Here is a 23,997-nt window from a genome sequence, read left to right as displayed (position 1 = left end):
TGCCTACCCCGCGTTGTCGGTGATGCCGATGGCCGCGCGCGTCTCTCCGGGGCTCGTGTGCGGTCGCCAGCCGTGACGGCGGATCTCGTCGTTCACACGCTCGATTTCCTGGGCCGTCGCATCCGGGCGCATCACGATCAACATGGCTCTTGACTCTCCGAAGTATTCCGCCGCCTGGGGAAGAGGCGGTCGGTTCGAGGCGCTGCTTTTATTAGGGAAGAGCGGGACGCCTTGCAGGAAGAAAGGTGTCCACTTCCCTCCTTATTCCCGGCAAGTGTGGCTGGGCGGTCTCCGGGAAGCAAGGTAGTACGGGACTTTTCACTTTTACGGAGGGTGCGGCGTGGTGCGTCCGAACGTCATCGTGGTGGGGGCGGGGTTGGCCGGGTTGACGTGCGCGAGGCTGTTGCACCAGGCGAAGGTGAAGGTGCGGGTGCTGGAGGCGAGCGACGGGGTGGGCGGCCGGGTGCGCACGGACGTGGTGGAGGGGTTCCAGCTGGACCGGGGCTTCCAGGTGTTCCTCACCGCGTATCCCGAGCCGCGGCGGTGGCTGGACTATGACGCGCTCGACTTCCAACGCTTCTTCCCGGGGGCGCTGGTGTGGCGCGAGGGGTGTTTGCACAAGGTGGCGGATCCGTTCCGCCGGCCCCTGCAGGCCGCGGCCCATGCCTTCAACCGCGTGGGCTCGTTCACGGACAAGTTGCACATTCTCGATTTGCGCCAGCAGTCGCTCGCGGGCTCGGTGGAGGACGTGCTCCTCCGGAGGCAGAAGACCTCGCGGGAGTACCTGCGGGACGTGGGCTTCTCCGAGGAGATGGTGGAGGCCTTCCTGCGCCCCTTCTTCGCGGGCATCTTCCTGGAGAAGGAGCTGCGCACCTCCAGCCGGGTGTTGGAGTTCGTCTTCCGGATGTTCGCCACGGGGGCCACGGCGGTGCCGGCGAAGGGGATGGGAGCGCTCTCCTCGCAACTCGCCGCGAAGCTGCCCGTTGGCGCGGTGAAGCTGAACGCGCCGGTGGAGGAGGTGTGGGGCCACCGGGTGCGGTTGATCTCGGGCGAGCGGGAGGAGGCCGACGCGGTGGTGGTGGCGACGGATGCTCCCGCGGCGGAGGAGCTGCTGCCCGGCATGCTGCCGCGGAGGATGAACGCGGTGACGTGTCTGTACTTCGCCGCGCCGGAGCCGCCGGTGCGAGGGCCCTACCTGGTGCTGAACGGGGAGGGGAGGGGGCCGGTGAACAACCTCGCGGTGATGAGCGAGGTGGCGCCCGCGTACGCGCCTGAGGGGCAGGCGCTGGTGTCGGTGTCGGTGTTGGAGACGGAGGAGGACCCGGAGACGCTGGAGGCGCGAGTGCGCGAGCAGCTCACGGAGTGGTTCGGCGGAGCGGTGGCGAAGTGGCGGCACCTGCGCACGTACGAGATTCCGCACGCGCTGCCGGCGCAGCCGCCCGAGTCCTTCGCGGAGCCCCACCGGCAGGTCCGGCTGTCCCCGGGGCTGTATGTCTGTGGGGACTACCGGGAGAATGGCTCCATCGAGGGCGCCATGGTCTCGGGGCGGCGAGCGGCGGAGGCCCTGCTGCGGGACCGGGAGCTGCCGCTGCCATGACCTCCTCCGCCGTGACATCGTCCGGGTTGGCGGAGCGGGGTTGGCTCATGGCCAGCGGGGTGGCGGTGATTGCGTGGACCGCGCTGGTGCACGTGCACCCACCGCGCTTCTTCCTGTGGGCCACGCTCTACTGCGCGGTGTGGAACGCGCTCTCGTGGAAGGCGCTGGGCGAGGCGGGACAGCGGTGGCTCGTTCCGAGACGCGCGGATGTGTTGTGGGGCGTGGCCCTCGCGGGGGTGCTGTACGTGGGCGCTCGGGCGGTGCTGTGGGCGATGTGTGGCGGCTTCTCGGAGCTGTTCTGCGAGCCCCTGGCGGCCATCTACGCGACGTTCGGAACGGGCTCGCTCGGAGAGGCGCTGGCGCTGGCGCTGTTCATCGCTCCGGCCGAGGAGCTCTTCTGGCGGGGTGTGGTGCAACAGGCGCTGCGGCCGAGGCTCGGGCGGGTGGGGTGCGTGGTGGTGGCGGCGGTACTGTCGAGCCTCGCGCTGCTCGCCTTCCGTGAGCCGCTGCTGGCGCTCGCGGCGTTCCCCACGTCGCTCGCCTGGGGGCTGCTCGCCGAGTGGCGCCGCAGCCTCGTGGCCTCGTGGGTGAGTCACTCCCTGTGGGACGTGCTCATCGTCATCCTGCTGCCCGCCCTGTGAGGGGCGGCCCCCTCCGTACACGATCTCTCTGATTTTTGTTCAGGGAAGAATGCTCCCTCTCCCGAGGGGAGAGGGGAATGGCCGCGGGATGTTGTCAGCGCATGGTCCCTGGGGCACTCCTTCGCGGGCTTGCTTGATGGGGATCATGCGAGCGGAAGTGCGAGCGTGGCCACGGCTCCCTTGCCGGGACCCTCGCTCTCCAATGTGAGGCTTCCCTTCAAGAGCTGCGCCGCGAGCGCGCTCGAGTGCAGCCCGAAGCCGTGGCCGTCCTTGCGCGTGGTGAAGCCGTGCGCGAACAGCTTGTCCTTCATCCCCGGCGCGATGCCCACCCCATCATCCACCACCTGGATGCGCGCCTCGTTCCCCTCAGCCACCAGCCTCACCCACATGTTGCGCTGGCCCTCGGGGACTTCGTCCAGCGCGTACTTGGCGTTGCTGATGAGGTTGATGAGGATTTGCAGCACCTTGTGCTTGTCCACATGCACCCTGGGCACCGCCGCCAGTTCGCGATGGACGGTGACGCCGTGGCGCTGCAGCGCCGCCATCTGGATGCGCAGCGCGTCGTCGATGAGGCGGGCCAGGTCGCACTCCTCCGTCATCAGCGAGGTCCGGGCGTATGTCTGCTGCACCTGGACGATGGCGCGGATGTGCTCGATGTGCCGGCCCATCGCATCCATGTCCTCCATGAGGGTCATCTGCTCGCGCATCATCTCGTCGGCCAGTGCCGACAGGTAGTCCGGCAGACGGACGCCACGCGTGTCCCTGGTCAGGAAGTCAGCCAGTGACTCCCGGTTCTCCTGCACCAGGGCCGAGGCCTGCTTCAACCGGCCCACGCGCGAGGCGCCCACCGCCTTGCGCATCATCTCCAGGTTGACGACGGCACTGGTGAGCACATTGCCCACGTTGTGCAGCACGTTGGTGGCGATCTCCGCCATGCCCACCTCTCGCGCGGTGTCCACGAGGCGGGCCTGGGCCTGCTTGAGCTCGCGCGTGCGCTCCTCCACCCGCTGCTCCAACGCGTCGTTGGCCTGACGCAGCTCCATCCTGGCGCGCTGCACGTCGGCATAGAGCCGAGCGTTCTCGATGGAGATGGCGGCCTGCGAGGCGATGTGTCCCAGGAGCGCCAGGCGCGCGGGGCTGAAGGCGTTGGTGGCCAGGTTGTTCTCCAGGTAGAGCGCTCCGGAGAACTGCTCCTGTCTCAGCAGTGGCAGGCACAACACCGAGCGCGCTCCACCGCGCACCAGGTAGGGGTCTGACGAGAAGGGGTGGGGCTTGGAGGCATCGCCAATGAGCACGTGCTCCCGTGTGCGCCGGACATAGGAGAGGAGCGTCCACGGCAGCTCGGTGTCCGGCGAGGAGTCGGAGGTGGCCGCCACCGAGAGCGTGTTCCCGTTGGGCAGCAGCAGGGCGCCGCGCTGAGCCCCCGCGTTCTCGATGGCCGCGCGCAGCAGCGTCGTCACCAGCCGCTCCAGCACGATTTCGCCGGAGATGGCCTGCTGGGTCTTGACGATGGTGAGCGCGTCGATCCGGGTCGAGTCCGTGCTGGTGGTGGTGGGCGTGTCCTCGGAGGCCCCCGAGGAGGCGAGGTGTGGCCACAGGGACTCCAGGTGCTGGACCTTGCCCAGGGCGCCCCACTGTTTGTAGGCCGCGAGGGCCTCACGCGCGAAGGCATGGGCGACGATGGGCGCCTGCCGCGTGCGCCAGAAGTTGGCCGCGAGCTCGCAGGCCAGTCCCATGTACTGGGTGGCACCATTCTCGCGGGCCGAGCGGATGGCCTCCTCGTAGGCGCGTGTCGCCGCATCCGGCCGCCCCTGGAGGCGGGCCAGCTCCGCGGAGACCAGTTGCTCGTGCGCGCGGAAGTTCTCGGGACAGTTCTGGGCCCACTCCGCGAGCTGTTGTTGATGGTGCTGGATGTCCTCGAGGTAGCGCCGCTGCTCCTCCGGCGTCGCGCTCTCGAAGCACGCGGCCAGGGCCAGGGCGCGGTAGAGCTCGTAATCGCGGTTCTGGATGTTGCCCTGGATGCTCCACTGGAGCTCGGCCGCCTTGTCCGCTGCTTCGAGGGCCGCCCCGTAGGCGCCGAACATGAAGGACGACTGGAGTTCGAAGACCTGGTAGCCGCACCGCATGCCGGAGCTGCGCTGAGGCGACGTCATCCGGGTCTTGAAATCCCGTTCATCGAAGCCGTCCCCGGTCCGGGGGTCGAACGGGAGGGGCTGCCCGCGCATCTGCTGCACGTAGCGCTGGGCCGTGAGCAGCGAGTACTGGGGCTCCAGGAATCCCGTCCTGCTCAGGAACTCGGCGCGTACGAGCGACTCCTGGTAGACGTCCTCCAGGTTGTGCCCCATGACGAGGCGGTTGATGACGGAATAGAGGCTGGCGTAGGCGGCGGCCGGGATGTCACCCACTTGAATCGCGTGGTGGATGCCTCCCTGGACGAGCTCCTGCGCCTTGGGCAGGGGCTGGGTCCAGTAGCTGCTGAACTGCGTGCTGAGGAGGACATCCCCCCGGTAGGTGGACAGGTTGTGCCGCTCGACGAGCGCGAGGGCGAGCCTCGCGAAGGCATGACCCTCCTGGTACCGCTTGAAGTACGCGCCGGTGATGGCTCCAAACCAGCAATATCCGCTCACGACGGCATCCAAGAAGCCGTGACGGAGAGTGAGGGAGACAATCCGGCTCAGCAGGATGATGAGCAGGTCGTGGCTGGAGGAGTACGCGGGGCCGAAGAGCTTGTACATGGCGCTGACGGCCAGCCTCATGTCCGGGTCGGTCATGAGCGGCAGCTCGACCAGGCTCTCGATGGAGCGCTCCCCCAACGCGGCCCACACCTCCTCATGAGCGGCCACCGCCTCCTCCCGGGTGGGGCGCGGCGGGAGCGGCATGCCCAGCAACGTCAGGCATTCCATGATGCAGGCCATGCCTTCCGGGTATTCATCCATGGCGAAGTGGATGTCCTGCCTCAGCATGTAGACGGCCGCGGTGTCCGAGCGGGTGCGCGCCCGGGAGCGGAACTCCTCGATCAGGCGGCGCGCCTCGGCGACGTTGCCGCTCATGAGCTCGCAGCGCGCCAGGGTGAGGCGCAGCTTGAAGGCCAGCTCGTAGTCCGTCTCCCAGGGGTCCCCTGGAATGAGCGCGAAGGCCGCCGTGAAGTAGGTGCTGGCGGGGCCGAGCGCCATCGAGGCCTTGGCCCTCCCACCCGCTTCGGCGTTCAAGCGCGCGAGGTGGTGGCGCTCCGAGGGGTCCTCGATCAGCTCCGCTCCCGAGTTGAGCTGGCTCACCACGTCGAAGAGCGACTCGCGCACCTCCTCCTGCGACAGGCGCTCGAGCATCAACCGGCCGATGCGCAGGTGGATGGCCTTGCGCTCGGCCTCGGAGGCGAGGGAATGGGCCGCCTGTTGGATGCGGTCGTGAAGGAAGCGGTATTGCTCCGGACCGGCGCGCACCAGCATGCCTTCCTGGAGCGCGGGCTCGAGCTGCTGCTCCACGTCCCCCACCTCGGCCAGGCCGGAGAGGGTCCCCAGCAGCTGGAGGGAGAAGACATTGCCCGCGCACGCCGCCAGCCACAGTTGGCGCTGTGTGGCGGGGGGAAGCTGGCGCAGCCTGCCCACCATGAACTCGACGATGTTCTCCGAGTACCCCCGGGCCCGCACGCCCTCGGCATCCCACCGCCAGCCGCCGGGCACGCGCACCAGCAGGCCATCCTGGTGGAGTGTCACCAGCAGCCGCAGCAGGAAGAAGGGGTTGCCTCCCGTCTTCTCGTGCACCAATGCCGCGAGGGGAGCGACCATCTCCCTGTTCGCGCCCGGCAGGGTGTCGCCGACCAGGCGCTCCACCTGCTCCACGCTCAGCGGTTCCAGGCGGAGGTCCACCGTCCGAGTCCCTTCCTTGCGCACCTCCTCCAACATCTGCATCAGCGGGTGCGAGGGACTCACCTCGTTGTCCCGGTAGGCGCCAATCCACAGCACGGGTGGGGGGGCCGGTTGTGACATCATCTGCCCGAGCAATCGCAGGCTGGCCAGGTCCGCCCACTGCAGGTCATCCAGGAACACCACCAGCGGGCGCTCCGTCGTGGCGAACACCGACACGAACTGGCGGACCACCCGGTAGAAACGGTGCTGGGCCTCGCTGGGAGGGACCTCCTGGAGCGCGGGCTGCGGGCCCACCAGCACTTCCAGCTGGGGCATCAGGTCCACGAGCAGCTGGCCCTGACCCTCCCACGCCTGGTTCACCCGCTCCCGCCACTTCGCGATCTCCTCGTCACTCTCCGCGAGCAGTTGTTGCAGCAGCCCGCGGAGGGTCTGCGCCAGCGTCGCGTACGGAATGTCGCGCTGGAACTGATCGAACTTGCCGCTCAGGAAGAAGCCGCGCCGTTGCACCACCGGCTTGAGCAGCTCGTGCACCACCGAGGACTTGCCGATGCCCGAGTAACCGCTGACCAGGAACAGCTCCGGCCTGCCCGTGCGCGCCACGCGCTCGAAGCCCTCGAGCAGGGCGGACACCTGTGCCTCGCGCCCGTAGAGCCGTTGCGGCAGTTGGAAGCGGTTGGGCGTGTCCCGGGTGCCCAGCGCGAACACCTCTTGCTCGCTCTGGCTCAGCGTCTCGCGGCAGCGCTCCAGGTCCGCCTGGAGTCCCTCGGCGCTCTGGTAGCGCTCCTCTGCCACCTTCGCCATCAGCTTGAGGACGATGGCGGACAAGGCCGGCGGCACCTGGGGGTTCAGCTCGTGCGGTGGCGGCGGCGTCCGCGCCATGTGCGCGTGGAACCACTCGAGGGCATCGCGCGCCTGGAAGGGGCGCTGCCCGGTCAACAGCTCGTAGAACGTCACGCCCAACGAGTAGAAGTCCGTGCGGTAGTCCACCGCGCGGTTCATGCGCCCCGTCTGCTCCGGGGACATGTAGGCCAGCGTCCCCTCGATCAGGTGTGTCGGCGCCGCGTCCAGGTGCTCCACCTGCTGCAACGTGGCCACGCCGAAGTCGATGAGACGTGCCGCACCCGAGGGCTCCACGATGATGTTGGAGGGCTTGATGTCCTTGTGGATGACGTTGCGGCAGTGGACCTCGCCCAGGGTGGAAGCAAGGGAGAGGGCCAGGCTCAGGAACCGGGAGACCTCCATCGGCTGGCCCGTGAGCTCGGACAAGGCGTCGCCTCGCACCTGCTCCAGCAGCAGCACGGGCCGGTTGTGGATGCGCTCACAGGCGTAGGGCGAGGCGACTCCACGCACGTCCCGCAGCCGCTGCAGGATGGCGAACTCCCGCCGGTACCGCTCGTGCTCGCCAGGGCCGGGCAAGGGAGCCATGGGCGTCTTGAGGATGATGGGGAGGTCATCGGCCTCGCGCACGGCCTGGAACAGAACGTTCGAGCCCGTCGCTCGAATGGTGCCAAGAACCCTGTAACCCGGGATGTCCAACATGGAGGAGTGTCCTTGTCGGCGAGCGCCGGACCTCGAGACGCGTCGCGCCTGCTCGCCAGTTCGTACGCGTTCGGGTGTGGGCAGGGGGAGTCGAGCAGGAAAAGGCGCCCGTGACGTGCTCCCGAAGCGACCCAGGAAACATATCACCGAAGTACCGTCGGGGCTCCCTTGGTGCACGCTGTGCTGAGCGATTCACAGCGGGTAAAAGGGCCGCCATGAAACGCAAACTCCTCTCCTTCGTCGCCTCCGCCGCGTTGCTCCTGCCGGGCTCGGCCCGTGCCGCCGAGGCACAGCCCGTGCCCTCCCGTATGCCCAATGCCACCGAGCTCAAGCGCATGACGGCCCGCTTCGCCCCCGTCGACATCCAGGCCGATGTCTCGAAGCTCCCCGAGAACGAGCGGCGCGCCCTGGCGAAGATCCTCCAGGCCGCCCAGGTCATGGACCCGCTCTTCCTGCGTCAGGTCTGGGCGGGCAACGAGACGCTCCTGCTCGAGCTCCTCCAGGATGGTTCCCCACTCGGCCGTGAGCGGCTGCACGCCTTCCTCCTCAACAAGGGGCCCTGGTCCCGGCTCGACCACAACGCGCCCTTCGTTCCCGGCGTCCCCGCCAAGCCCCCCGAGGGCAACTTCTACCCGGCCGGCGCCTCCAAGGCCGACATCGAGGCCTGGGTGAAGTCCCTCCCCGAGGCGCAGCAGCGCGAGGCCACCGGCTTCTTCACGACCATTCGCCGGGACACGAACGGAAGGTTCGTCTCCGTCCCCTACAGCGTCGAGTACCAGGGCGAGCTCGCCCTGGCCGCGCGGCTGCTGCGCGAGGCCGCCGGGCTCACCACCCAGCCCACGCTGAAGGCCTTCCTCACGAAGCGCGCCGACGCCTTCCTCAGCAACGACTACTACCCGAGCGAGGTCGCCTGGATGGAGCTCGACGCCAGCATCGAGCCCACCGTGGGGCCCTACGAGGTCTACGAGGACGAGTGGTTCAACTACAAGGCCGCCTTCGAGGCCTTCATCGGCCTGCGTGACGACGCCGAGACGCAGAAGCTCGCGAAGTTCAGCGGCGAGCTGCAGGGGCTGGAGAACAACCTCCCCATCGATCCGAAGTTGCGCAATCCCAGGCTGGGAGCGCTCGCGCCCATCCGCGTGGTCAACAGCCTCTTCTCCTCGGGTGACGGCAACCGGGGCGTGCAGACCGCGGCCTACAACCTGCCCAATGACGAGCGCGTGGCGGCCGAGAAGGGCACCAAGCGCGTGATGCTCAAGAACATCCAGGAGGCCAAGTTCCAGCGCGTGCTGGTGCCCATCTCCCGGGTGGCGCTGCCCGCGAAGGAGCGCAAGGACATCTCCTTCGACGCCTTCTTCACCCACATCCTCATGCACGAGCTGATGCACGGCCTGGGGCCCCACAACATCACCGTGGAGGGCAAGCAGACCACGGTGCGCCAGGCGCTCCAGGCGTCCTCCAGCGCCATCGAGGAGGCCAAGGCGGACGTCTCCGGCCTGTGGGCCCTGCAGCAGCTGGTGGACAAGGGCGTCATCGGCAAGGAGCTGGAGCGCACCATGTACACCACGTTCCTGGCGTCCGCGTTCCGCTCCATCCGCTTCGGCATCAACGAGGCACACGGCAAGGGCATCGCCCTGCAGCTCAATTACTTCCTGGATGCTGGCGCCGTGGTGGTGAACAAGGACGGGACCTTCTCGGTGGTGCCGGGGAAGATCAAGGAGTCCGTCACCGCGCTGACGAAGCAGCTCATGGAGCTGCAGGCCAGCGGCAACCGCGCCAACGCCGAGTCGCTGCTCGAGAAGATGGGCGTGGTGCGCCCCGAGGTGAAGCGCGTCCTGGACAAGCTGAACAATGTCCCGGTGGACATCGAGCCGCGCTACGTCACCGCCGAGAAGCTCACCGCCGAGCTCGGGGGCTTCTCTTCCCCGGCCGCGAAGTAACACTGTCGTCCGCTCGCCCGCCGCGTGCTTTTTCCCGTGCGCGGCGGGCGGTACATGATGAGAGATGAGGCGGATGCGCAGCCACGTTCCTCGAGGTCCCTGGGGTGTCCTCATCGCGCTGAGCGTGCTCGGCGCGTGGATGGGTCATCTCGTCTGGCTGCTGGTGGCGGCCGACCTGTCCCTCGCCTCGCCGCTCACGTACCTGCACATCGCCCTGCAGGCGTACCTGTGCACCGGGCTGTTCATCACCGGCCATGACGCCATGCATGGCACGGTGAGCCGCCACCGGTGGGTGAATCAGGGCGTGGGCACGCTCGCCTGCTTCCTCTTCGCCGGGCTCTCCTACCGGCGTCTGGTGGTCAACCACCGCGCCCACCACGCCGATCCCACCGGCCCGGACGACCCGGACTTCTCCACCCGCACCCAGGCCTTCTGGCCGTGGTTCGCCACCTTCATGGTGCGCTACATGACCTGGCCCCAGTTCCTCGTCATGGCGGCCAAGTTCAACCTGTTGATGCTGCTCGGCGTGGCCCAGTGGCGCATCGTCGCCTTCTGGGTGGTGCCCGCGGTGCTCGGCACGGTGCAGCTCTTCTACTTCGGCACCTACCTGCCCCACCGTCGGCCGGACACCCCCGACATGGCGCCCCACCACGCGCGCTCCCTGCCGCGCAACCACCTGTGGGCCATGCTCTCCTGCTACTTCTTCGGCTACCACTGGGAGCACCACCAATCCCCCTCTACACCCTGGTGGCGCCTGTGGAAGATGCGGGATGCTCGCGCCCGCGAAGCCGGCCCTGCCCTGAGCCTCCGGCGGATGTAACCGGATTCCGGCTCGGGCGTACGGAAGGGAATCATGCGCCAGAAGCTGCCCGAGCCCCTGGGGTCCGAGATCACCTCCGAGTCGCTGTACCTGCGTCGGCGTGAGTTCCTCAAGAGCGCCGCCCTCTTCACCGGCACCGCCGCGGCGGTGGGTACCGGCCTGCAGCTCCTCAGCCACCGGCCCACGGGGGGGGGGAACTCCCCGCTCCTGGGGGTACCGGGCGAGGCGCCCAAGGTGGCTCGGCCCCGTGGTCCCTACGACACCGACGAGCGCGCCACGTCCTACGAGGACGCCACCACCTACAACAACTTCTACGAGTTCGGCCTCGACAAGGGCGAGCCCGCCCAGAACGCGCACACCCTCAAGCCGCGGCCGTGGACGGTCATCATCGACGGCGAGGTGCACAAGCCGCAGCGCGTGGACATCGACACGCTGCAGTCCTGGTTCCCGCTCGAGGAGCGCGTCTACCGCATGCGCTGCGTGGAGGCCTGGTCCATGGTGATTCCGTGGCTCGGCTTCCCGCTGGCGGGGCTGCTGCGGCGCGTGGAGCCCACCGGCAAGGCGAAGTACGTGGCCTTCACCACCCTGAAGGACCCGGAGCAGATGCCCGGCCAGAAGTACCCCGTGCTGGACTGGCCCTACGTCGAGGGCCTGCGTCTGGACGAGGCCCTGCACCCGCTCACGATGCTCGCCGTGGGCCTGTACGGCCGCGTCCTGCCCAACCAGAACGGCGCGCCGCTGCGGCTCGTGGTGCCGTGGAAGTACGGCTTCAAGGGCATCAAGTCCATCGTCCGCATCTCCCTCACGGAGAAGCAGCCGCCCACCACCTGGAACCTGGCCAACGCGCGCGAGTACGGCTTCTTCGCCAACGTGAATCCCCAGGTGGACCATCCGCGCTGGAGCCAGGCCACCGAGCGCCGCATCGGTGAGTTCCGCCGCCGTCCCACGCTTCCCTTCAACGGGTACGCCGAGCAGGTGGCCAGCCTCTACACGGGCATGGACCTGCGCCGCGACTTCTGACGCCCATGGCCGCTCCTCCGTACCCCTGGCTCAAGCCGGCCGTCCTCGTGGGTGGCCTCTCTCCGTTGGCCCTCCTGGCGCTCCAGTTCGCGCAAGGGACGCTCGGCGCCAATCCCATCGAGCGCACGCTCAACCAGACGGGGATGCTCGCCCTCATCTTCCTGGTGGCCTCGCTCGCGTGCACGCCGCTGAAGGGGGTGTTCGGGTGGACGTGGCCCATGCGCCTGCGCAAGTTGCTGGGCCTGCTGGGCTTCGCCCATGCCTCGCTGCACTTCCTCACGTACGCCGTGCTGGACCAGGGGCTGGCGCTCGACGCCATCCTCGAGGACATCACCAGGCGGCCCTTCATCACCGTGGGCTTCCTCGCGCTGGTGTTGCTGGTGCCGCTGGCCGTCACCAGCACGAATCGCATGGTGCGGCGTATGGGCTTCCCCGCATGGCGGCGATTGCACCGGCTGGCCTACGTGTCGGCGTCGCTGGGGGTGGTGCACTTCGTCTGGCGCGTGAAGAAGGATCTCACCGAGCCGCTCGTGTACGGCGGCGTGCTGGCGCTGCTCTTCGTCATCCGCGTGGCCGAGGCGTTGCGCAAGCGGCGGGCCCGGGCGGAGACCGCGGTCTCGACGCCCTCCGCGTAAGGTCGGGTCCGTCTCAGCCCGTCTTCACGGGCGGGAGGATGGTGTCCACCAGCGTCATCAGCTGGGCACAGCTCACCGGTTTGCGCACGAAGGCGTTGATGCCCGCCTTCTGGCCCTTGTTGCGCACCTCGGCCGCGTTCGCGTCGCCCGTCATCATCAGGATGGGAATCTTGGAGATTTGCGTGTCGCCGTGCGCACGCACCGTCGCCGCGAAGTCCGCGCCGTTCATCCCGTCCATGTGGAAGTCGGTGAGGATGAGGTCCACCTGCTGCGATTCCAGCACCTTCAGCGCCGCTTCCGCCGACTCCGCCTCGATGTACTCGAAGGAGCGCGCCATCAGGTAGATCTTCAGCAGCGTGCGGATGGAGCGGCTGTCATCCACCAGCAGCACGCGCTGCGGCTGCACCGCGGGGTCCGGTATGGCGAAGGGGCGCGGCTCGGGAGGAGCCGTCACCGTCGCGAAGGCCTTCGCCGTCTCGGAGCTGAGCATTCCGAAGGGACGCAAGGGCTCGACGGGGGTCACCGCGGGTCGGGCCGGAGCGGTGCTGGACGAAGCGGACGGCCGCGCGGGCTCGGTGGGAGCCGACGAGGGACGTGGCGAGGTGGTCGCCGTTGCTTCGGGCACGACTGAGGCCGGCTTCATTGGAGGGTCTCCCAAATCGCCTCCATGTTCGCCGACGGACAACTTGAAGTCAAAGTGGAGCGGGTCGGGAGGTGGGTGTTTTTCACTCTCAAGAGATGAGTCTTTTTCACGGTACTTCGAGCACGAAGGATTGGCTCTCCAGCGACGGTAATCCGCTCTCGGACGCGAGGGTGGGCCACAGCTCGTTGGGCACGCGCCACGTCTGGCCGGTGAACTGGACGAGCGTGAGGGCATAGCGTCCGGAAGGCACCGAGCGCAGGTCCATGGGGTGGAGCGGATCACGCACATCGAGCGCCCTGGGTAGGACCACGACGCTCAGTGAGGGCACGGTCACGGCTTCCATGCGCGGAGTTCCATCGGGGTTGCGAAGCGCGTCCAGCACGGAGGGATGCAGCATGGCGGCGAGCACCACCTGGTCCGGGAGTCCGTCGCGCGTTCCGTCGGCCCGAGGGTAGTCGGCGCCCTCGGGGTCGAGGATGCCATCACGGTCCAGGTCGTTCTCGTCGGCGAGCCGCTGTGCTCCGGTGAGCTCCTGCCCACCCGCCAGCTTGCGCACCAGCACACGAGGCCAGAGGTCCTGCGGGTCCACCTGGCCGTCGCCGTTGGTGTCATCGGGCTTGCCGTCGCCGTTGTCGTCCCGGTAGCGCACGATCATGGCGGGGGGCCGCACGTCCACCACGCCCTCGTGGAGCTGTAGGGGCCGCAGCTCCAGCACCTTGGAGCCGGTCGCGGGGTCGAACCGCCTGTCACCCACGACCGTGAAGGCGGGGCGATCCACCGGCACGGTGCTCGAGTCGCTGAAGCTCACGGTGATGCCGGTGGCGGCCTGGAGGGCTCCGTCCGGGCCCGCGGCGATCTCCACCACGCGTGGCGCGCGGGTGAGGGCGTCCACCGCGGCACCGCCCACGTCTCCGGCGTTGGGCTCGCTGGTGACGCCGTACCAGGGGATGAAGTCCGGAGTGTGGCAGGGCCGCGCGCCGGTGCTGCACGTGTCCGCGTCGATGAAGCCGCGCAGCAGGTAGCGCCCCGGGGCCACCAGGCTGAAGGTGAAGGGCGCGGTGAAGGGACCGGAGGCGTTCGGGTCCGCCGGGCCGAAGAGCCGCTCGGCGGGGATGACGGTGAAGCTCAGCGGGCGGCCCGCGCCCTCGGGCGGAGGCGGGCGGTCGGCGTCATAGAGCAGGACGATGGCGTTGCCGCGGGCACGGCTCTGCACCACCACCTGTCCGTCGATGCGTGACAGCTGCTGGTTCTGGCGGCGGTCCGCGGTGGGCACGACGGGTGGGGGCTCGCAGCCGGTGGCGAGCACGGATGCGAGGGCCAGGCCCACCAGGGTCTTCTGGCAGGGGGAGCTCATGGGGTCACCGTCAGGATGGCGAGCACGCGTCGCTCGATGCGGTTGCCGAAGGGGTGCTGGGAGTGCGCGGGGCCCAGGTTCGAGCCCACCAGCGCCACCGACACCTTGTCCTTCACCGGCGTGTAGCCCACGCGGGCGTTGATGATGGCGTAGGCGGGCAGCGGGTTGGCCAGGGGCTCGATGCGGGTGGGATCGTCCGACGCGGGCTCCCGCTCCACCCAGGTGGTGGCGGACGTCCAGGCCGCGTCCACGCCGAGCTCCAACGCCTGGCGCGTGCGGTAGGTGACGCCGCCGTACAGCTTGAACTGGGGCGCCTGGCTGCACGGGCCGCACAGGCCTTCCTCACCCCGGGCCGACACGTGCTGGAAGGCGGCGCTGGCCTTGATGCCGAGGCCATCCACCGGGGCCAGCGTCACGCCAGCCTCGGCCCCGCGCGCGGTGTAGACGGCCGCCTCGTTCTGGTAGACGGAGCGGCCCCGCAGGTACGTCCCCGAGGTCGCGTCCCAGGACTCGCCCGGTGGAAGCGGCTGCAAGGCGGACAGGTGGATGAGGTCGCTCACCGTGTTCTGGTAGAGCGCCACGTCCCAATCCATGCCGAGGGTGGGCGCCTCGCCGCGGTAGCCCAGCTCGAGGGCCACCATCCGCTCGGGCTTGAGCGCCAGGTTGCCGGCGGAGAGCGCGCTGGCTCCGTTGACGCCCGGGATGGGGATGCGCACGCCTATGTAGCTCTCCAGGAACGTGGGCTCGCGGAAGGCCGAGGCGGCGCTGGCGCGGAAGGAATGCCCCTCGAAGGGCATGAAGAGGGCGGACACGCGCGGCGAGCTGGCCAGGCCCGGCTTGCCCCCGTCCAGCAGCGGGTGCCGGTCCACGCGGTAGGAGGCCACGATGCGGAAGGGCTCCGCCAGGCGCCACTCGTCCTGGACGAAGGCCGCGGCGTGGAACTCCTCGCGCAGCGGGCCCAGGTAGCTCCACGCCACGCGCTTGAGGCGGCCCTCCACGCCCACGTTCACCTGGTGCTCGCCCAGCAGCTGGAAGCCCTTGCTGAAGAGCACCTCGCCGTTGAAGAGGTTGGAGGAGACGTGCGTGGCCAGCGAGCTCTGTCCCACGGCCTCGTACTGAGGCCCCGCCGCCGCGGACATGTGGTTCCAGAAGGCCTTCACCTTGAGCGGCCCCAGGCCCGCGTCCGCCTTGACGAAGGCGTTCACCCCGTCCAGGTAGAAGTTGCGCAGCACGCCCAGCGGGTAGGCTTCCGTGTAGTAGCGGTTGACGCCGCCGGACAGGCCCAGCTCGGCGCCCGAGTCCAACTGGTAGACGGTGGCCAGGTTGCCGCGCGCGCTGCGCACGCCCAGGTCGGGCTGGGGGTCCATGATGGCCATGTCCGGCCGGCCGTCCGCGAAGTCACGGCTCCACCTGTCCGCCTGAGAGTACGCCGCCGAGGCGCGGTAGCGCAGCCTGTCCGAGCCGCCATGGCTCACGAAGCTGCCGCCCACGGTGTTGGCGTTGCCGAGCGAGGCCTGGAAGCGCGCCCGAGGGCCCGTGCCCGGGGCCCGGGTGATGATGTTGACCACGCCGAGCATGGCGTTGGCGCCGTACAGCGCGCTGCCCGGGCCGCGGATGACCTCGATGCGTTCGATCTCCTCGAGCTCCACGGGGATGGACGACCAGAGCGTCATGCCCAGGAAGTCCTGGTACTCGGTGCGGCCGTCCACCAACACCAGCACCTTGTTGGCCACGCGCTGGTTGAAGCCGCGCAGCGACAGGTTGGCGCTGCCCGTCCCGAGCATCATCACCTCGGCACCCGGCACGCGGCGCAGCAGCTCCGGCAGGCTGGTGGCGCCCGAGAGGCGGATGTCCTCGGCGGTGATGACGGTGGTGGCGTTGGGGGCCTCCAGGGAGGACTGGGCCCGGCGGCTCGCCGTCACCACGCGCTCCTCGTAGGGCACCGCGCCCGCGTCCTCGTCGGCGCCGACCACGTTCTCCGAGCCGTCATCCCGGATGGCGTTGGACGTGGGCTGCGGGGCGGAGGCGGACGGCGGCGTGGCGGGCAGGGACTCGGCGCGGGCGATGGCCTTCTCCAGCCGCTCGACGAGCACCGCGAGCGTCTTCGCCGCCTCGGCACCAGGCGCGGCGGGCATGGGCGGCAACCCGGGCTTCTTCCCCGGCACCACCGGCTCCCCGGGCTGCGCCGTCCCGGCCTGATTCGCCGCCTCGGCGGCCTTCAGCGACTCCTCCAGCTTCGCCAGCGTGGCCCGCGCGGTGGCCACGTCCGGCGGGTTGGCGGCGATGTAGCGACGCAGGTAGTCCGCCGCCTCGGGCAACCGGCCCGCGTCCTGGTAGGCGCGGGCGATGTTGTAGAGGACGTTGGGGTGGGGCTTGATGGAATACGCTTCCAGCAGCTCGGCGATGCCCTGGTCGTACTGCCCCTGGGCAATGAGGCTCATGCCGGTGCGGAAATGACGGCGGGCCTCCAGGCGCGCGTCGCCGAAGGCACTCCCCGCATACAGCACCAACGCGAGGGCGCCCGCTCGCTTCAAGGCGGTCGGGTTCATCACAATCTCAGTAGGGGTCGTCCTTGTACCCGGAGGAGCTCCTGCTCGAGGGAGAGCGGGAGCCGGACTTCTTCTTCAGCTTCTGGTTGAAGCGCACCACGGGCCCCTCGCCCTCGGCGATGGCGGTGACGCGCTGGTACCCATCCAACGCGAAGGTGAGACGGGCGCTCGCGCGGCCATCCGCGCCCGGAGGCACGGGCAGCTCCACCGGCGTCTCTCCCAGCACCTGCCCTCCGTACATCACCTTCGCGCCGCCGGGCTCGCTGTCGATCAGGAAGCGGATGGGCGCGGGCTCGGCCACGGCGGGCGCGGCCTCTTCGGGAGCGGGCTCGGCGGAGGGCTGTGGGGTGGGGGCCGCGGGCACGGGCTCCATGGCGCGGCGCTGCTCGGCGGGGGGCGTCTTCTCCGCCGGAGCCACCGCGGCGAGGGGCTCGGGAGCGGCCTGGGGCGAGGGGGCGCGCAGGGCCATCACCAGGGCCACGCCCAGGCCGAGCAGCAGGGAGCCACCGAAGAGGGCCAGGGGCAGGGTGCGCCGGACGGGCGGCTTCGCGGGCTCCTCCACGGCGATGTCGAGCGCCACGGTGCTCGCGCCCGTGGCTCCGGGGGAGGGCAGGGGGCCCGTCTGCGGTGCCGAGACGGGGCCACTGCCAGGGCCGGGGAGGACCGTGAAGCCACCGGTGACGGCGCTGCGAGGGCTGGAGAAGGCGCCGCTGAAGCCCGCGGACGCGGCGGCGCGGCGGATGGACTCCAGCACCTCGTCCATGGACTGGAAGCGCTCCTCGGGGCGCTTGTACAGGCACCGCATCACCAGCGCCTCTACCTCCTGCGGCACGGTGTGTCCGGGCCAGATGCCGGCGAAGGCGGGCGGGGCCTCGTTGAGGTGCTTGAAGATGACGTCGATGCTCTGCGCCGCCTGGAAGGGAGGGCGCCCCATCAGCATCTGGAACATCACCACGCCCAGCGAGTACACGTCGCTGCGCGGGTCGGACACGTTGCGCGCCTGCTCGGGCGCCATGTACTGCGGCGAGCCGAGGATGACGCCGGCCTGGGTGATTTCCGTCTCGTTGGGCTGGCCCCGGTCGGGCAGGAAGGACTTCACCAGGCCGAAGTCCAGCACCTTCACCACGTCATGGTCGTCCTCCTGGTTGAGGACCATGATGTTGGCGGGCTTGAGGTCGCGGTGGATGAGCCCCACCTTGTGGGCCTCGCGCAGCGAGCGCGCTACCTGCTGGGCGATGTTCAGCACGCGCATCCACGGCAGGGGCCCCAGCTGCGTGAGGAGCTGCGCCAGCGTCTGCCCCTCCAGGTACTCCATCGCGATGTAGAGCACCCCATCATCCGTCTTGCCGTAGTCGATGATGGTGACGGTGTTGGGATGGCGCAGCTTGGAGGTGACGGCCGCCTCCATGAAGAAGCGCTTCTGGAAGCCGGGGTCCTTGCCCTCGCTGTACTGGGGGTTGAGCACCTTGAGGGCCACCGGCCGGTCCAGCGGCGCCTGCACCGCCTTGTAGACCCGACCCATGCCCCCCGCGCCGAGCGCCTCCACGATGCGGAACTTGTCGTTGAGGATCCGGCCGATGAGGGGATCTCCGACGTCGGCCGGTACGCATTGCGCCTGAGCGCTACCTTGTACCATGAGCTCCCCCGCCGCCCGCCGGGTAGGCGCGGCGAAATGTGACCTTTCCCGTATGCTACCACCAGACCCGCTGGCTCCGAAAAGTCGGGCTCACCAGGAATCGCGTGCTGTGGGGGCCGAGAATACGGCTCTGGCGGAGATACGTCACGTCCTGGACGGGTTCACCTGCCGCGTCCTTCCCTGACGCACCGCGCCACCGTTTGCCCTCCAGCCAGCCACTCATTGTACTTGCGCGCTGCGTCAAGACACTCTGCGAGCAATGGTGATTTCTCCTTGGGTACGAGGCCGGGCTGGCGCAGGCCCAGGCGGCCGAGCCCGTGGCCGACTCGGGTGACACGGCGTGGATGCTGGTGGCCTCCGCGCTGGTGCTGCTGATGACGCCGGGGCTGGCGCTCTTCTACGGCGGCATGGTGCGGCGCAAGAACGTGCTGGCCACGTTCATGTACTCGTTCTTCGCGCTGGCCCTGGTGACGGTGCAGTGGGTGGTGTTCGGCTACTCGCTGGCCTTTGGCAAGAGTCACGGAGGGTTTATCGGCGGTGGCGACTATCTGTTGCTGGAAAACGTGACGACGGCGGCCAAGGGGCGCATTCCGCACCTGGTCTTCATGGGCTTCCAGCTCAAGTTCGCCATCATCACCCCGGCGCTCATCTCGGGCGCGTTCGTGGAGCGGATGAAGTTCAGCGTCTACGCGCTCTTCATCCTGCTGTGGACCACGCTGGTGTACGACCCGGAGGCGCACTGGACGTGGGCCGAGGGCGGGTGGCTGCTTGGACGCCTGGGGCGTGCACGGAGTGGGCGGTCTGCTGGGGGCGCTGCTGGTGGGAGTGTTCTCCCAGGCCTCGCTCAACCCGGCGGGCGCCGATGGGCTGCTGCATGGCAATCCGGCGCTGCTCGGCAAGCAGGCCCTGGCCGTGCTGGCGGTGGGCGCCTATACGGCGGGGGTGACGCTCCTCCTGCTCAAGGTGGTGGACAAGGTGCTGGGCCTGCGTGTCTCCGAGGAGGAGGAGCGCATGGGGCTCGACTCCACCCAGCATGGCGAGGTGGCGTACACCTCGTGAGGGCCGTGGGCTGCCCGGGCTCAGCGGATGGGGCCGAGCAGCCCCGCGCGGTCGAGCAGCTCGCGGACGCGCTCGGCCAGGGCCATGTGCTCGGGGTTGCTCGCGGTGAAGCGCTCGGGAGTGAGGACGAGGAGCGTGCCCTTGTCCTCCACCCGCTCGACGTGCACCGGGGCGGGTAGCGGAGGCACGGTGCCCCGGCGGCGCGAGAGGTAGGTGACCCAGCCGACCAGGGCATCGGGGTGGGGCTCCGCAATCAAATCGCGATGCTTGTGTGACATGGCCACTGCCTCGTCTGGCTCCCACGCCACTGCCATGGCGCGCAGCATTCCGATCAATACAGGGGCCGTGAGGACCCGCTCCGCGTTCGGGCCCGTGTTGGGCAGATTGAGCAAGCACGCATTGCCGACTTCGTCCGCGTAACCGCCGCACGTGATGTGGAAGGCGCAAGCATCGTCATCGTTGCTCTCTCCGTTCCAGCCACTGATACGGAAGCCGAGATCTTCGAAGACCCTGTCCTTGCCTCGTCGGAACATCTTCTCCAACGTGACCTGGTCCGTGTCGATGCGGTGTTTGCTCGCCTCCCTTCGGGACCGCCCCAGCTTGAACCAGCGGGAGAAGGAGGAATCGACAGGAGCAAGTGCTTGGAAGAAAGCTTCCGCGCGTCGGCCGCACTCTTCTGGTGACTCCTTCCGGAGCCGCCAGTAGGCACCCGCGTAGTAGGTCTCGACCAAGTCTCTCCTCCTTCACGGGAGCGCTGGCGTGTGGACGACCTCGATTCCACGTATTTTGCGGTCCGCCAAGAGCTTTCGGATGGCCTCGGCCGTCTTGGATTCCGCCACGTGCCATCGAATGGGAATACCGTTGGCGGCTTTGGTCTGACGCAACGCCTGTGCACGTATGCTTTCAGCACTCTTGGCGAACCACTTCTTGGGCTCCAACTTGTCGGTGAACTTGTTGGCGTAGCCGGGCCCCTTGGCCTCCAGCAGCACGCCGTCCTTGTAGCCATCGAAACGCACGCCGCGCACGGAGTAGGAGTCGTTCACGGGGCGGCCGGAGATCTGCTCCTGGTAGCGCGCCGCGCGCCGGCTCATGGACTCCTTGACCGGGCTCCACTGTCCGGGGCCCCCTGCTTGTACGGATGCGCCCATCTTGCCGCTCGTCCCCTGGAGCGACTGATGGGCCATGTGGAGGACGATGGCGGCACCAGGGCCCCCACCCAGCGTGGTGATGGCTCGCCCCGCGGGGACGACCACGCGCTGGAGCACCAGTGCTCCGTCAGCCGACAATGACAGGGAGGGCATGGAGAGGCGCTCCAGGCCTCTTCCAACCGTTCCGAGGGCCCGAGTGCTCCCGGCGGCGGTGCCGTAGGTCGCCAGCACGGTGACTGTCAGCCGCGAGAGCGCGCGAATCTGCTCTCCATGGGTCATCAACCGGAAGTGTTCACGATACTCCGGCGAGTGGCGCACGAGCGCCGCCACACCCTCGGGAAGCCGTGAGAGCGCGGCGAGATTGTCTCCCGGGTGGAACACCCATCCGCCCAGGGCCAGCACCGTGTCGCGGAAAACATCCTCCGCTCCGTCCAGGACCCGGTTGATGACATCTCCATCGTCATACACCTCGGCTAGCGGTGGAGCGGTACGGACTCGCCGGAGCTCGTCATCCACGGGCACGAAGACGCCACCGTGGCCATCGTAGAACCGGCCCACCTCGAAGGGGCCGGCCTTCAAAGCCCCCTCCTTCAACACCACCTGTCCCACGCGCTGTTGGGTCCGTCCGCTCAGAGCCCAGGCCAGGTAGCCGTCGGGACGGAGTACCGCCAGGTGCTCGAAGCGCTCCACGCGTGCGATCAGGGCACGGCGCGGCAGTCCGTCCTCGCGCTCCATGACTTCACGGAGCAGGGACGCGGCCGTCAGGCGCGGACCGAAACCTGCCAATGTGACGGGGCGCGACAGCAGCACGTCATACAACTCCGCTGCGTCCTCGGGTGTGAAGTCCTCGTCTCCTGGCGGAAGCAGGCCGGGGTCGTTCACTCCGGCGCGAAGGAGCAGGGCCTCGAAGCCGTCCATCTCCACCAGCCGCCCCTGTGCCAGCTGGGGCGCCAGCGAGGCCGGACCGCCACCTCCTCTGTCGAGGTGCTCGCCACGTCCCGTGGCACATCCGGTGAGCAGCACGAGCAGGACGAGCGCCAGCATGCTCGTGTGACGCCACTTGCCCTGTCGGGAGCGGGCCTCCCCGGGACGACGTGACATGAGCGCCCCTATCGCTTCTTGCGCGCGCGCGCCTTCTCCCGGGCGGCCTTGAGCTTCTCCAGCTTCGCCCGGGCCTTGTCCCGCTTCACCTTGGCCTTCTTCAGCTTCACCACCGCGCGCTGGAGGAGCCCCGCCTTCTTCTTGCACCCGGTGGCCACCGCCTTGAGCGCCATCGGGCGGCCCTTCATCGGGAGCGGTCCCCGCGCGAGCTCGGGCACCTCCATGAGCAGCTTGTCCGCCTCGGTTCCACAGCGGCGGTAGCGATCGCGTATCTCCGTGTAGAGCGACAGCCGCGCCTCCAGGTCCTTCTCCCGCCTCGCCTTCTTCTCCAGCGTGGGCGCTTCCCGGCTGTCTCCGAACGGCCCGGACACGAAGTCGATGACCTTCCGCACGCGCCCGACCCTCTCTTCCGCCTGCTCCAGGCGCCGCTCGGTGTTCCTCGCGGATGCCGCGTAATCCGCGCTCCTCGCCTCCAGCTCCTTGCCCGTTCGCAGCCGCTCCCGGGTGCGTTGGATGGCTTCTCGGGCCGTCTCCACCTGCGCCACACCCACGTCCTTGCCCTCGAGCACGTCGACGGCCTCGGTGACCGCGAACATCGCCTCCACGACCAGGTCCCGCTGCTTCTCCACCAGGGCCTCGAGCTCCTTGCGCTCGCGTTCCGCGGCAGCCGCCTTCTCCCGCCGGATCTTCTCCTCCCCGAGGAGCGGAAGGCGCGCCTTGAGCTCCGCGAGCTGCGAGTGGAGCATCTCCGCCTCGGGGGAGAGGTTGACATCCGGATGGGCGAGGAGCTCTTCCGCCTTCGCCAGGAGCGGCGCGGCGCGCTCCGCGTCCAGATTCCGGACGTGCTGCTCGGCCTGGTTGAGCAGCAGGGTGGCTTCGTCGGTCCGCTGCTCGCCGTGGTTCTGGCGCTGCTGCTTGGTACGGGGGCCGCCGCAGGCGCTCACGGTCACCGTCAGGAGCAGAAGGAGTACCCAGGTTCGGGATGTCGTGCGTGGGGGAATCATGTCGGTCGCCAGCCGGGCCCTGCTCGGGTTGGGGGAGAGCATGGTCCGGAAGGCCCACGAGAAGGAAGTCTACGAGCTGACACTGTGAACGATCCAGGCCCGTTGAAGCCTTACACTGAGCATATGACGGATCGACTGAAGGCCCTGTTGTCCTCCGCGCCACGTTACCCCCAGCGCATCGTGTGCATGACGGAGGAGACGACGGAGACGCTGTACCGCATCGGAGCCGGGGACCTGGTGGTGGGTGTTTCTGGCTTCACCGTGCGTCCGCCCGAGGCCCGCGGGAAGCCGCGTGTCAGCTCCTTCCTGGACGCCAACTTCGAGCGCATCCTCGAGCTGAAGCCCGATCTGGTGCTGGGCTTCTCGGACCTTCAGGCGGACCTGGGCCGCGAGCTGTGCAAGCGCGGGGTGCCGGTGGTGCTCTTCAACCAGCGCTCGCTCGCGGAGATCCTCCAGACGGTGCGCGTGGTGGGGGCGCTGGTGGGGCGGGCCGAGGCCGCGGAGAAGCTGGCGGACGAGTTGGAGGCGAACCTCGCGCGGCACGCGGAGGCGGCGGAGCGGCTGCCTCGCCGGCCCCGTATCTTCTTCGAGGAGTGGCACGAGCCGCTCATCTCCGGCATCCGCTGGTGCTCGGAGCTGGTGGAACTGGTGGGCGGTGAGGACGTGTGCCGCGAGTCGCGCGAGCAGCAGGGCGCCAAGGGCCGCATCTTCGATCCGGCCGAGGTGGCCCGGAGGAATCCCGAGGGCGTCATCGCCAGCTGGTGCGGCCGCAAGGCGAAGCGCGAGAAGATCATCTCCCGGCCGGGCTGGGAGCGGGTGACGGCGGTGGTGGACGACCAGCTCTACGAGGTGAAGAGCACGTTCATCCTCCAGCCGGGGCCGGCGTCGCTGACGGACGGGGTGGATCAGCTCGCGCGCATCGTGGCGGCCATCGCCCGGGGCGAGAAGCTGCCGCCACCACGCCCGGGAGACCTGCGCGCCGCGCCGCTACCCGCCCACGGCGCGCAGGGGCATGACTGACTCGTAGACCACCCGCAGGAAGTCGTCGATGTCGAGCGGCTTGTGCATCAGGCGCACGCCCGGTGGCGGACTCACCCGAGGGTGCGCGGTGATCATCACCGCCTCCGTGCCTCGCAGCCGTTGCTCCCGCTCCGCCTGTTCCAACATCCACCTGCCCGTCTCGCCGGGCAGCATGTAGTCGGTGATGACCAGGTGGAAGGACTCCGTCCGCAACAGGGCAAGACCCTCCTCCGCCGAGGCCTTGCTGGTGACGGAGTAACCCTCACCCTCCAGCAGGTCGGTCAGCCCTTCGCGGATGTCCTCGTTGTCCTCTACCAGGAGAATCTTCACGTTGCGTCCGGACCCTACGAAGTCTATCTCTCGGAGCGGCGGAGTCTCCTGCTTCTGGCCGCGCCCGGGAATCCCCTCCTGCCCCGAAGGGGCGG

Annotated in this window: 18 protein-coding genes and 1 pseudogene; 9 read left to right on the top strand and 10 right to left on the bottom strand. The window is 68.9% G+C overall.

What is annotated here, in order from left to right; all coding sequences use genetic code 11:
• Positions 1-3 precede the first annotated feature (3 nt).
• Positions 4-144: a hypothetical protein gene (locus JQX13_RS03480; protein WP_239014514.1), complete on the bottom strand. Its 141-nt coding sequence runs from the start codon at positions 142-144 to the stop codon at positions 4-6.
• Positions 145-340: 196 nt separating this feature from the next.
• On the opposite strand from JQX13_RS03480, the gene JQX13_RS03475 reads away from it, so the two are divergent.
• Both JQX13_RS03475 and JQX13_RS03470 read left to right on the top strand, forming a co-directional pair.
• Positions 341-1,597: an NAD(P)/FAD-dependent oxidoreductase gene (locus JQX13_RS03475; protein ID WP_203407661.1), complete on the top strand. Its 1,257-nt coding sequence runs from the start codon at positions 341-343 to the stop codon at positions 1,595-1,597.
• The gene (locus JQX13_RS03470) at positions 1,594-2,238 is read left to right on the top strand and encodes a CPBP family intramembrane glutamic endopeptidase (RefSeq protein ID WP_203407660.1); all 645 of its coding nucleotides are present in this window, start codon (positions 1,594-1,596) and stop codon (positions 2,236-2,238) included. The genes JQX13_RS03475 and JQX13_RS03470 overlap by 4 nt, the downstream gene beginning before the upstream one ends.
• 143 nt (positions 2,239-2,381) lie before the next feature.
• On the opposite strand, the gene JQX13_RS03465 is transcribed toward JQX13_RS03470, so the two are convergent.
• Positions 2,382-7,643 (bottom strand): trifunctional serine/threonine-protein kinase/ATP-binding protein/sensor histidine kinase, encoded by a 5,262-nt coding sequence (locus JQX13_RS03465; RefSeq protein WP_203407659.1) that lies wholly within the window; start codon positions 7,641-7,643, stop codon positions 2,382-2,384.
• A gap of 215 nt (positions 7,644-7,858) precedes the next feature.
• On the opposite strand from JQX13_RS03465, the gene JQX13_RS03460 reads away from it, so the two are divergent.
• From JQX13_RS03460 to JQX13_RS03445, 4 genes are all read left to right on the top strand, one after another.
• Entirely contained in the window at positions 7,859-9,583 is a 1,725-nt protein-coding gene (locus JQX13_RS03460) for a dipeptidyl-peptidase 3 family protein (protein ID WP_203407658.1), read from the top strand.
• 73 nt (positions 9,584-9,656) lie between these two features.
• Entirely contained in the window at positions 9,657-10,403 is a 747-nt protein-coding gene (locus JQX13_RS03455) for a fatty acid desaturase (RefSeq protein ID WP_203407657.1), read from the top strand.
• Positions 10,404-10,436: 33 nt separating this feature from the next.
• Entirely contained in the window at positions 10,437-11,423 is a 987-nt protein-coding gene (gene msrP, locus JQX13_RS03450; RefSeq protein ID WP_203407656.1) for a protein-methionine-sulfoxide reductase catalytic subunit MsrP, read from the top strand.
• A 5-nt stretch (positions 11,424-11,428) separates the two neighbouring features.
• Positions 11,429-12,058 carry a sulfite oxidase heme-binding subunit YedZ gene (locus JQX13_RS03445; RefSeq protein ID WP_203407655.1) on the top strand — a complete coding sequence of 210 codons (630 nt, stop codon included), beginning with the start codon at positions 11,429-11,431 and terminating at the stop codon, positions 12,056-12,058.
• Positions 12,059-12,071: 13 nt separating this feature from the next.
• Here the strand turns inward: JQX13_RS03445 and JQX13_RS03440 are convergent, their stop codons facing one another.
• The 4 genes from JQX13_RS03440 to JQX13_RS03425 form a co-directional block, all read right to left on the bottom strand.
• A complete protein-coding gene (locus tag JQX13_RS03440) occupies positions 12,072-12,701 on the bottom strand; it encodes a response regulator (protein WP_239014513.1) in 630 nt (209 codons plus the stop codon).
• Between the two features lie 106 nt (positions 12,702-12,807).
• Positions 12,808-14,055 carry a hypothetical protein gene (locus JQX13_RS03435; RefSeq protein WP_203407654.1) on the bottom strand — a complete coding sequence of 416 codons (1,248 nt, stop codon included), beginning with the start codon at positions 14,053-14,055 and terminating at the stop codon, positions 12,808-12,810.
• Positions 14,052-16,604, bottom strand: a complete 2,553-nt coding sequence (locus JQX13_RS03430) for a TonB-dependent receptor domain-containing protein (protein ID WP_203407653.1) — start codon at positions 16,602-16,604, stop codon at positions 14,052-14,054. Before JQX13_RS03430 ends, JQX13_RS03435 begins: the two co-directional genes overlap by 4 nt.
• Positions 16,605-16,611: 7 nt before the next feature.
• The gene (locus JQX13_RS03425) at positions 16,612-18,240 is read right to left on the bottom strand and encodes a serine/threonine protein kinase (protein ID WP_203407652.1); all 1,629 of its coding nucleotides are present in this window, start codon (positions 18,238-18,240) and stop codon (positions 16,612-16,614) included.
• A 344-nt stretch (positions 18,241-18,584) separates the two neighbouring features.
• Between JQX13_RS03425 and JQX13_RS53650 the strand changes: the two are divergent.
• Both JQX13_RS53650 and JQX13_RS53645 read left to right on the top strand, forming a co-directional pair.
• Positions 18,585-18,947: pseudogene (locus tag JQX13_RS53650) on the top strand (ammonium transporter); the annotation flags it as partial.
• 61 nt (positions 18,948-19,008) lie between these two features.
• Positions 19,009-19,299: a hypothetical protein gene (locus tag JQX13_RS53645; protein WP_239014512.1), complete on the top strand. Its 291-nt coding sequence runs from the start codon at positions 19,009-19,011 to the stop codon at positions 19,297-19,299.
• Between the two features lie 20 nt (positions 19,300-19,319).
• Here JQX13_RS53645 and JQX13_RS03415 read toward each other — a convergent pair whose 3' ends face one another.
• From JQX13_RS03415 to JQX13_RS03405, 3 genes are read right to left on the bottom strand one after another with little or no spacing between them, the layout of a single operon-like run.
• Complete coding sequence (locus JQX13_RS03415; protein WP_203407651.1) at positions 19,320-20,030, bottom strand: immunity 52 family protein; 711 nt, start codon at positions 20,028-20,030, stop codon at positions 19,320-19,322.
• Positions 20,031-20,042: 12 nt separating this feature from the next.
• Positions 20,043-21,548 carry a Tox-REase-5 domain-containing protein gene (locus tag JQX13_RS03410; RefSeq protein WP_203407650.1) on the bottom strand — a complete coding sequence of 502 codons (1,506 nt, stop codon included), beginning with the start codon at positions 21,546-21,548 and terminating at the stop codon, positions 20,043-20,045.
• 8 nt (positions 21,549-21,556) lie between these two features.
• Positions 21,557-22,552, bottom strand: a complete 996-nt coding sequence (locus JQX13_RS03405) for a hypothetical protein (protein ID WP_203407649.1) — start codon at positions 22,550-22,552, stop codon at positions 21,557-21,559.
• Between the two features lie 123 nt (positions 22,553-22,675).
• Between JQX13_RS03405 and JQX13_RS03400 the strand changes: the two genes are divergently transcribed.
• On the top strand, positions 22,676-23,572 hold the full coding sequence (locus JQX13_RS03400; protein ID WP_203407648.1) for a cobalamin-binding protein: 897 nt from the start codon (positions 22,676-22,678) through the stop codon (positions 23,570-23,572).
• Here JQX13_RS03400 and JQX13_RS03395 read toward each other — a convergent pair.
• Positions 23,540-23,902, bottom strand: a complete 363-nt coding sequence (locus tag JQX13_RS03395) for a response regulator (protein ID WP_239014511.1) — start codon at positions 23,900-23,902, stop codon at positions 23,540-23,542. The genes JQX13_RS03400 and JQX13_RS03395 overlap by 33 nt on opposite strands.
• Positions 23,903-23,997 lie beyond the last annotated feature (95 nt).

It is taken from the genome of Archangium violaceum (assembly GCF_016859125.1).
In the GTDB taxonomy this organism is placed as follows: domain Bacteria; phylum Myxococcota; class Myxococcia; order Myxococcales; family Myxococcaceae; genus Archangium; species Archangium violaceum_A.
The sequence above is the reverse complement of the archived record's forward strand: the minus strand, read 5'-3'. Positions and strand labels throughout refer to the sequence as shown.

Bases quoted from the DNA above. Each gene is read 5' to 3' on its own strand.
- JQX13_RS03465 (WP_203407659.1), bottom strand. From the start codon at position 7,643: ATGTTGGACATCCCGGGTTACAGGGTTCTTGGCACCATTCGAGCGACG.
- JQX13_RS03460 (WP_203407658.1), top strand. From the start codon at position 7,859: ATGAAACGCAAACTCCTCTCCTTCGTCGCCTCCGCCGCGTTGCTCCTG.
- JQX13_RS03405 (WP_203407649.1), bottom strand. From the start codon at position 22,552: ATGATTCCCCCACGCACGACATCCCGAACCTGGGTACTCCTTCTGCTC.
- JQX13_RS03425 (WP_203407652.1), bottom strand. From the start codon at position 18,240: ATGGTACAAGGTAGCGCTCAGGCGCAATGCGTACCGGCCGACGTCGGA.
- JQX13_RS03430 (WP_203407653.1), bottom strand. From the start codon at position 16,604: ATGAACCCGACCGCCTTGAAGCGAGCGGGCGCCCTCGCGTTGGTGCTG.
- JQX13_RS03470 (WP_203407660.1), top strand. From the start codon at position 1,594: ATGACCTCCTCCGCCGTGACATCGTCCGGGTTGGCGGAGCGGGGTTGG.
- JQX13_RS03410 (WP_203407650.1), bottom strand. From the start codon at position 21,548: ATGTCACGTCGTCCCGGGGAGGCCCGCTCCCGACAGGGCAAGTGGCGT.
- JQX13_RS03455 (WP_203407657.1), top strand. From the start codon at position 9,657: ATGCGCAGCCACGTTCCTCGAGGTCCCTGGGGTGTCCTCATCGCGCTG.
- JQX13_RS03445 (WP_203407655.1), top strand. From the start codon at position 11,429: ATGGCCGCTCCTCCGTACCCCTGGCTCAAGCCGGCCGTCCTCGTGGGT.
- msrP (WP_203407656.1), top strand. From the start codon at position 10,437: ATGCGCCAGAAGCTGCCCGAGCCCCTGGGGTCCGAGATCACCTCCGAG.
- JQX13_RS03440 (WP_239014513.1), bottom strand. From the start codon at position 12,701: ATGAAGCCGGCCTCAGTCGTGCCCGAAGCAACGGCGACCACCTCGCCA.
- JQX13_RS03435 (WP_203407654.1), bottom strand. From the start codon at position 14,055: ATGAGCTCCCCCTGCCAGAAGACCCTGGTGGGCCTGGCCCTCGCATCC.
- JQX13_RS03480 (WP_239014514.1), bottom strand. From the start codon at position 144: ATGTTGATCGTGATGCGCCCGGATGCGACGGCCCAGGAAATCGAGCGT.
- JQX13_RS03400 (WP_203407648.1), top strand. From the start codon at position 22,676: ATGACGGATCGACTGAAGGCCCTGTTGTCCTCCGCGCCACGTTACCCC.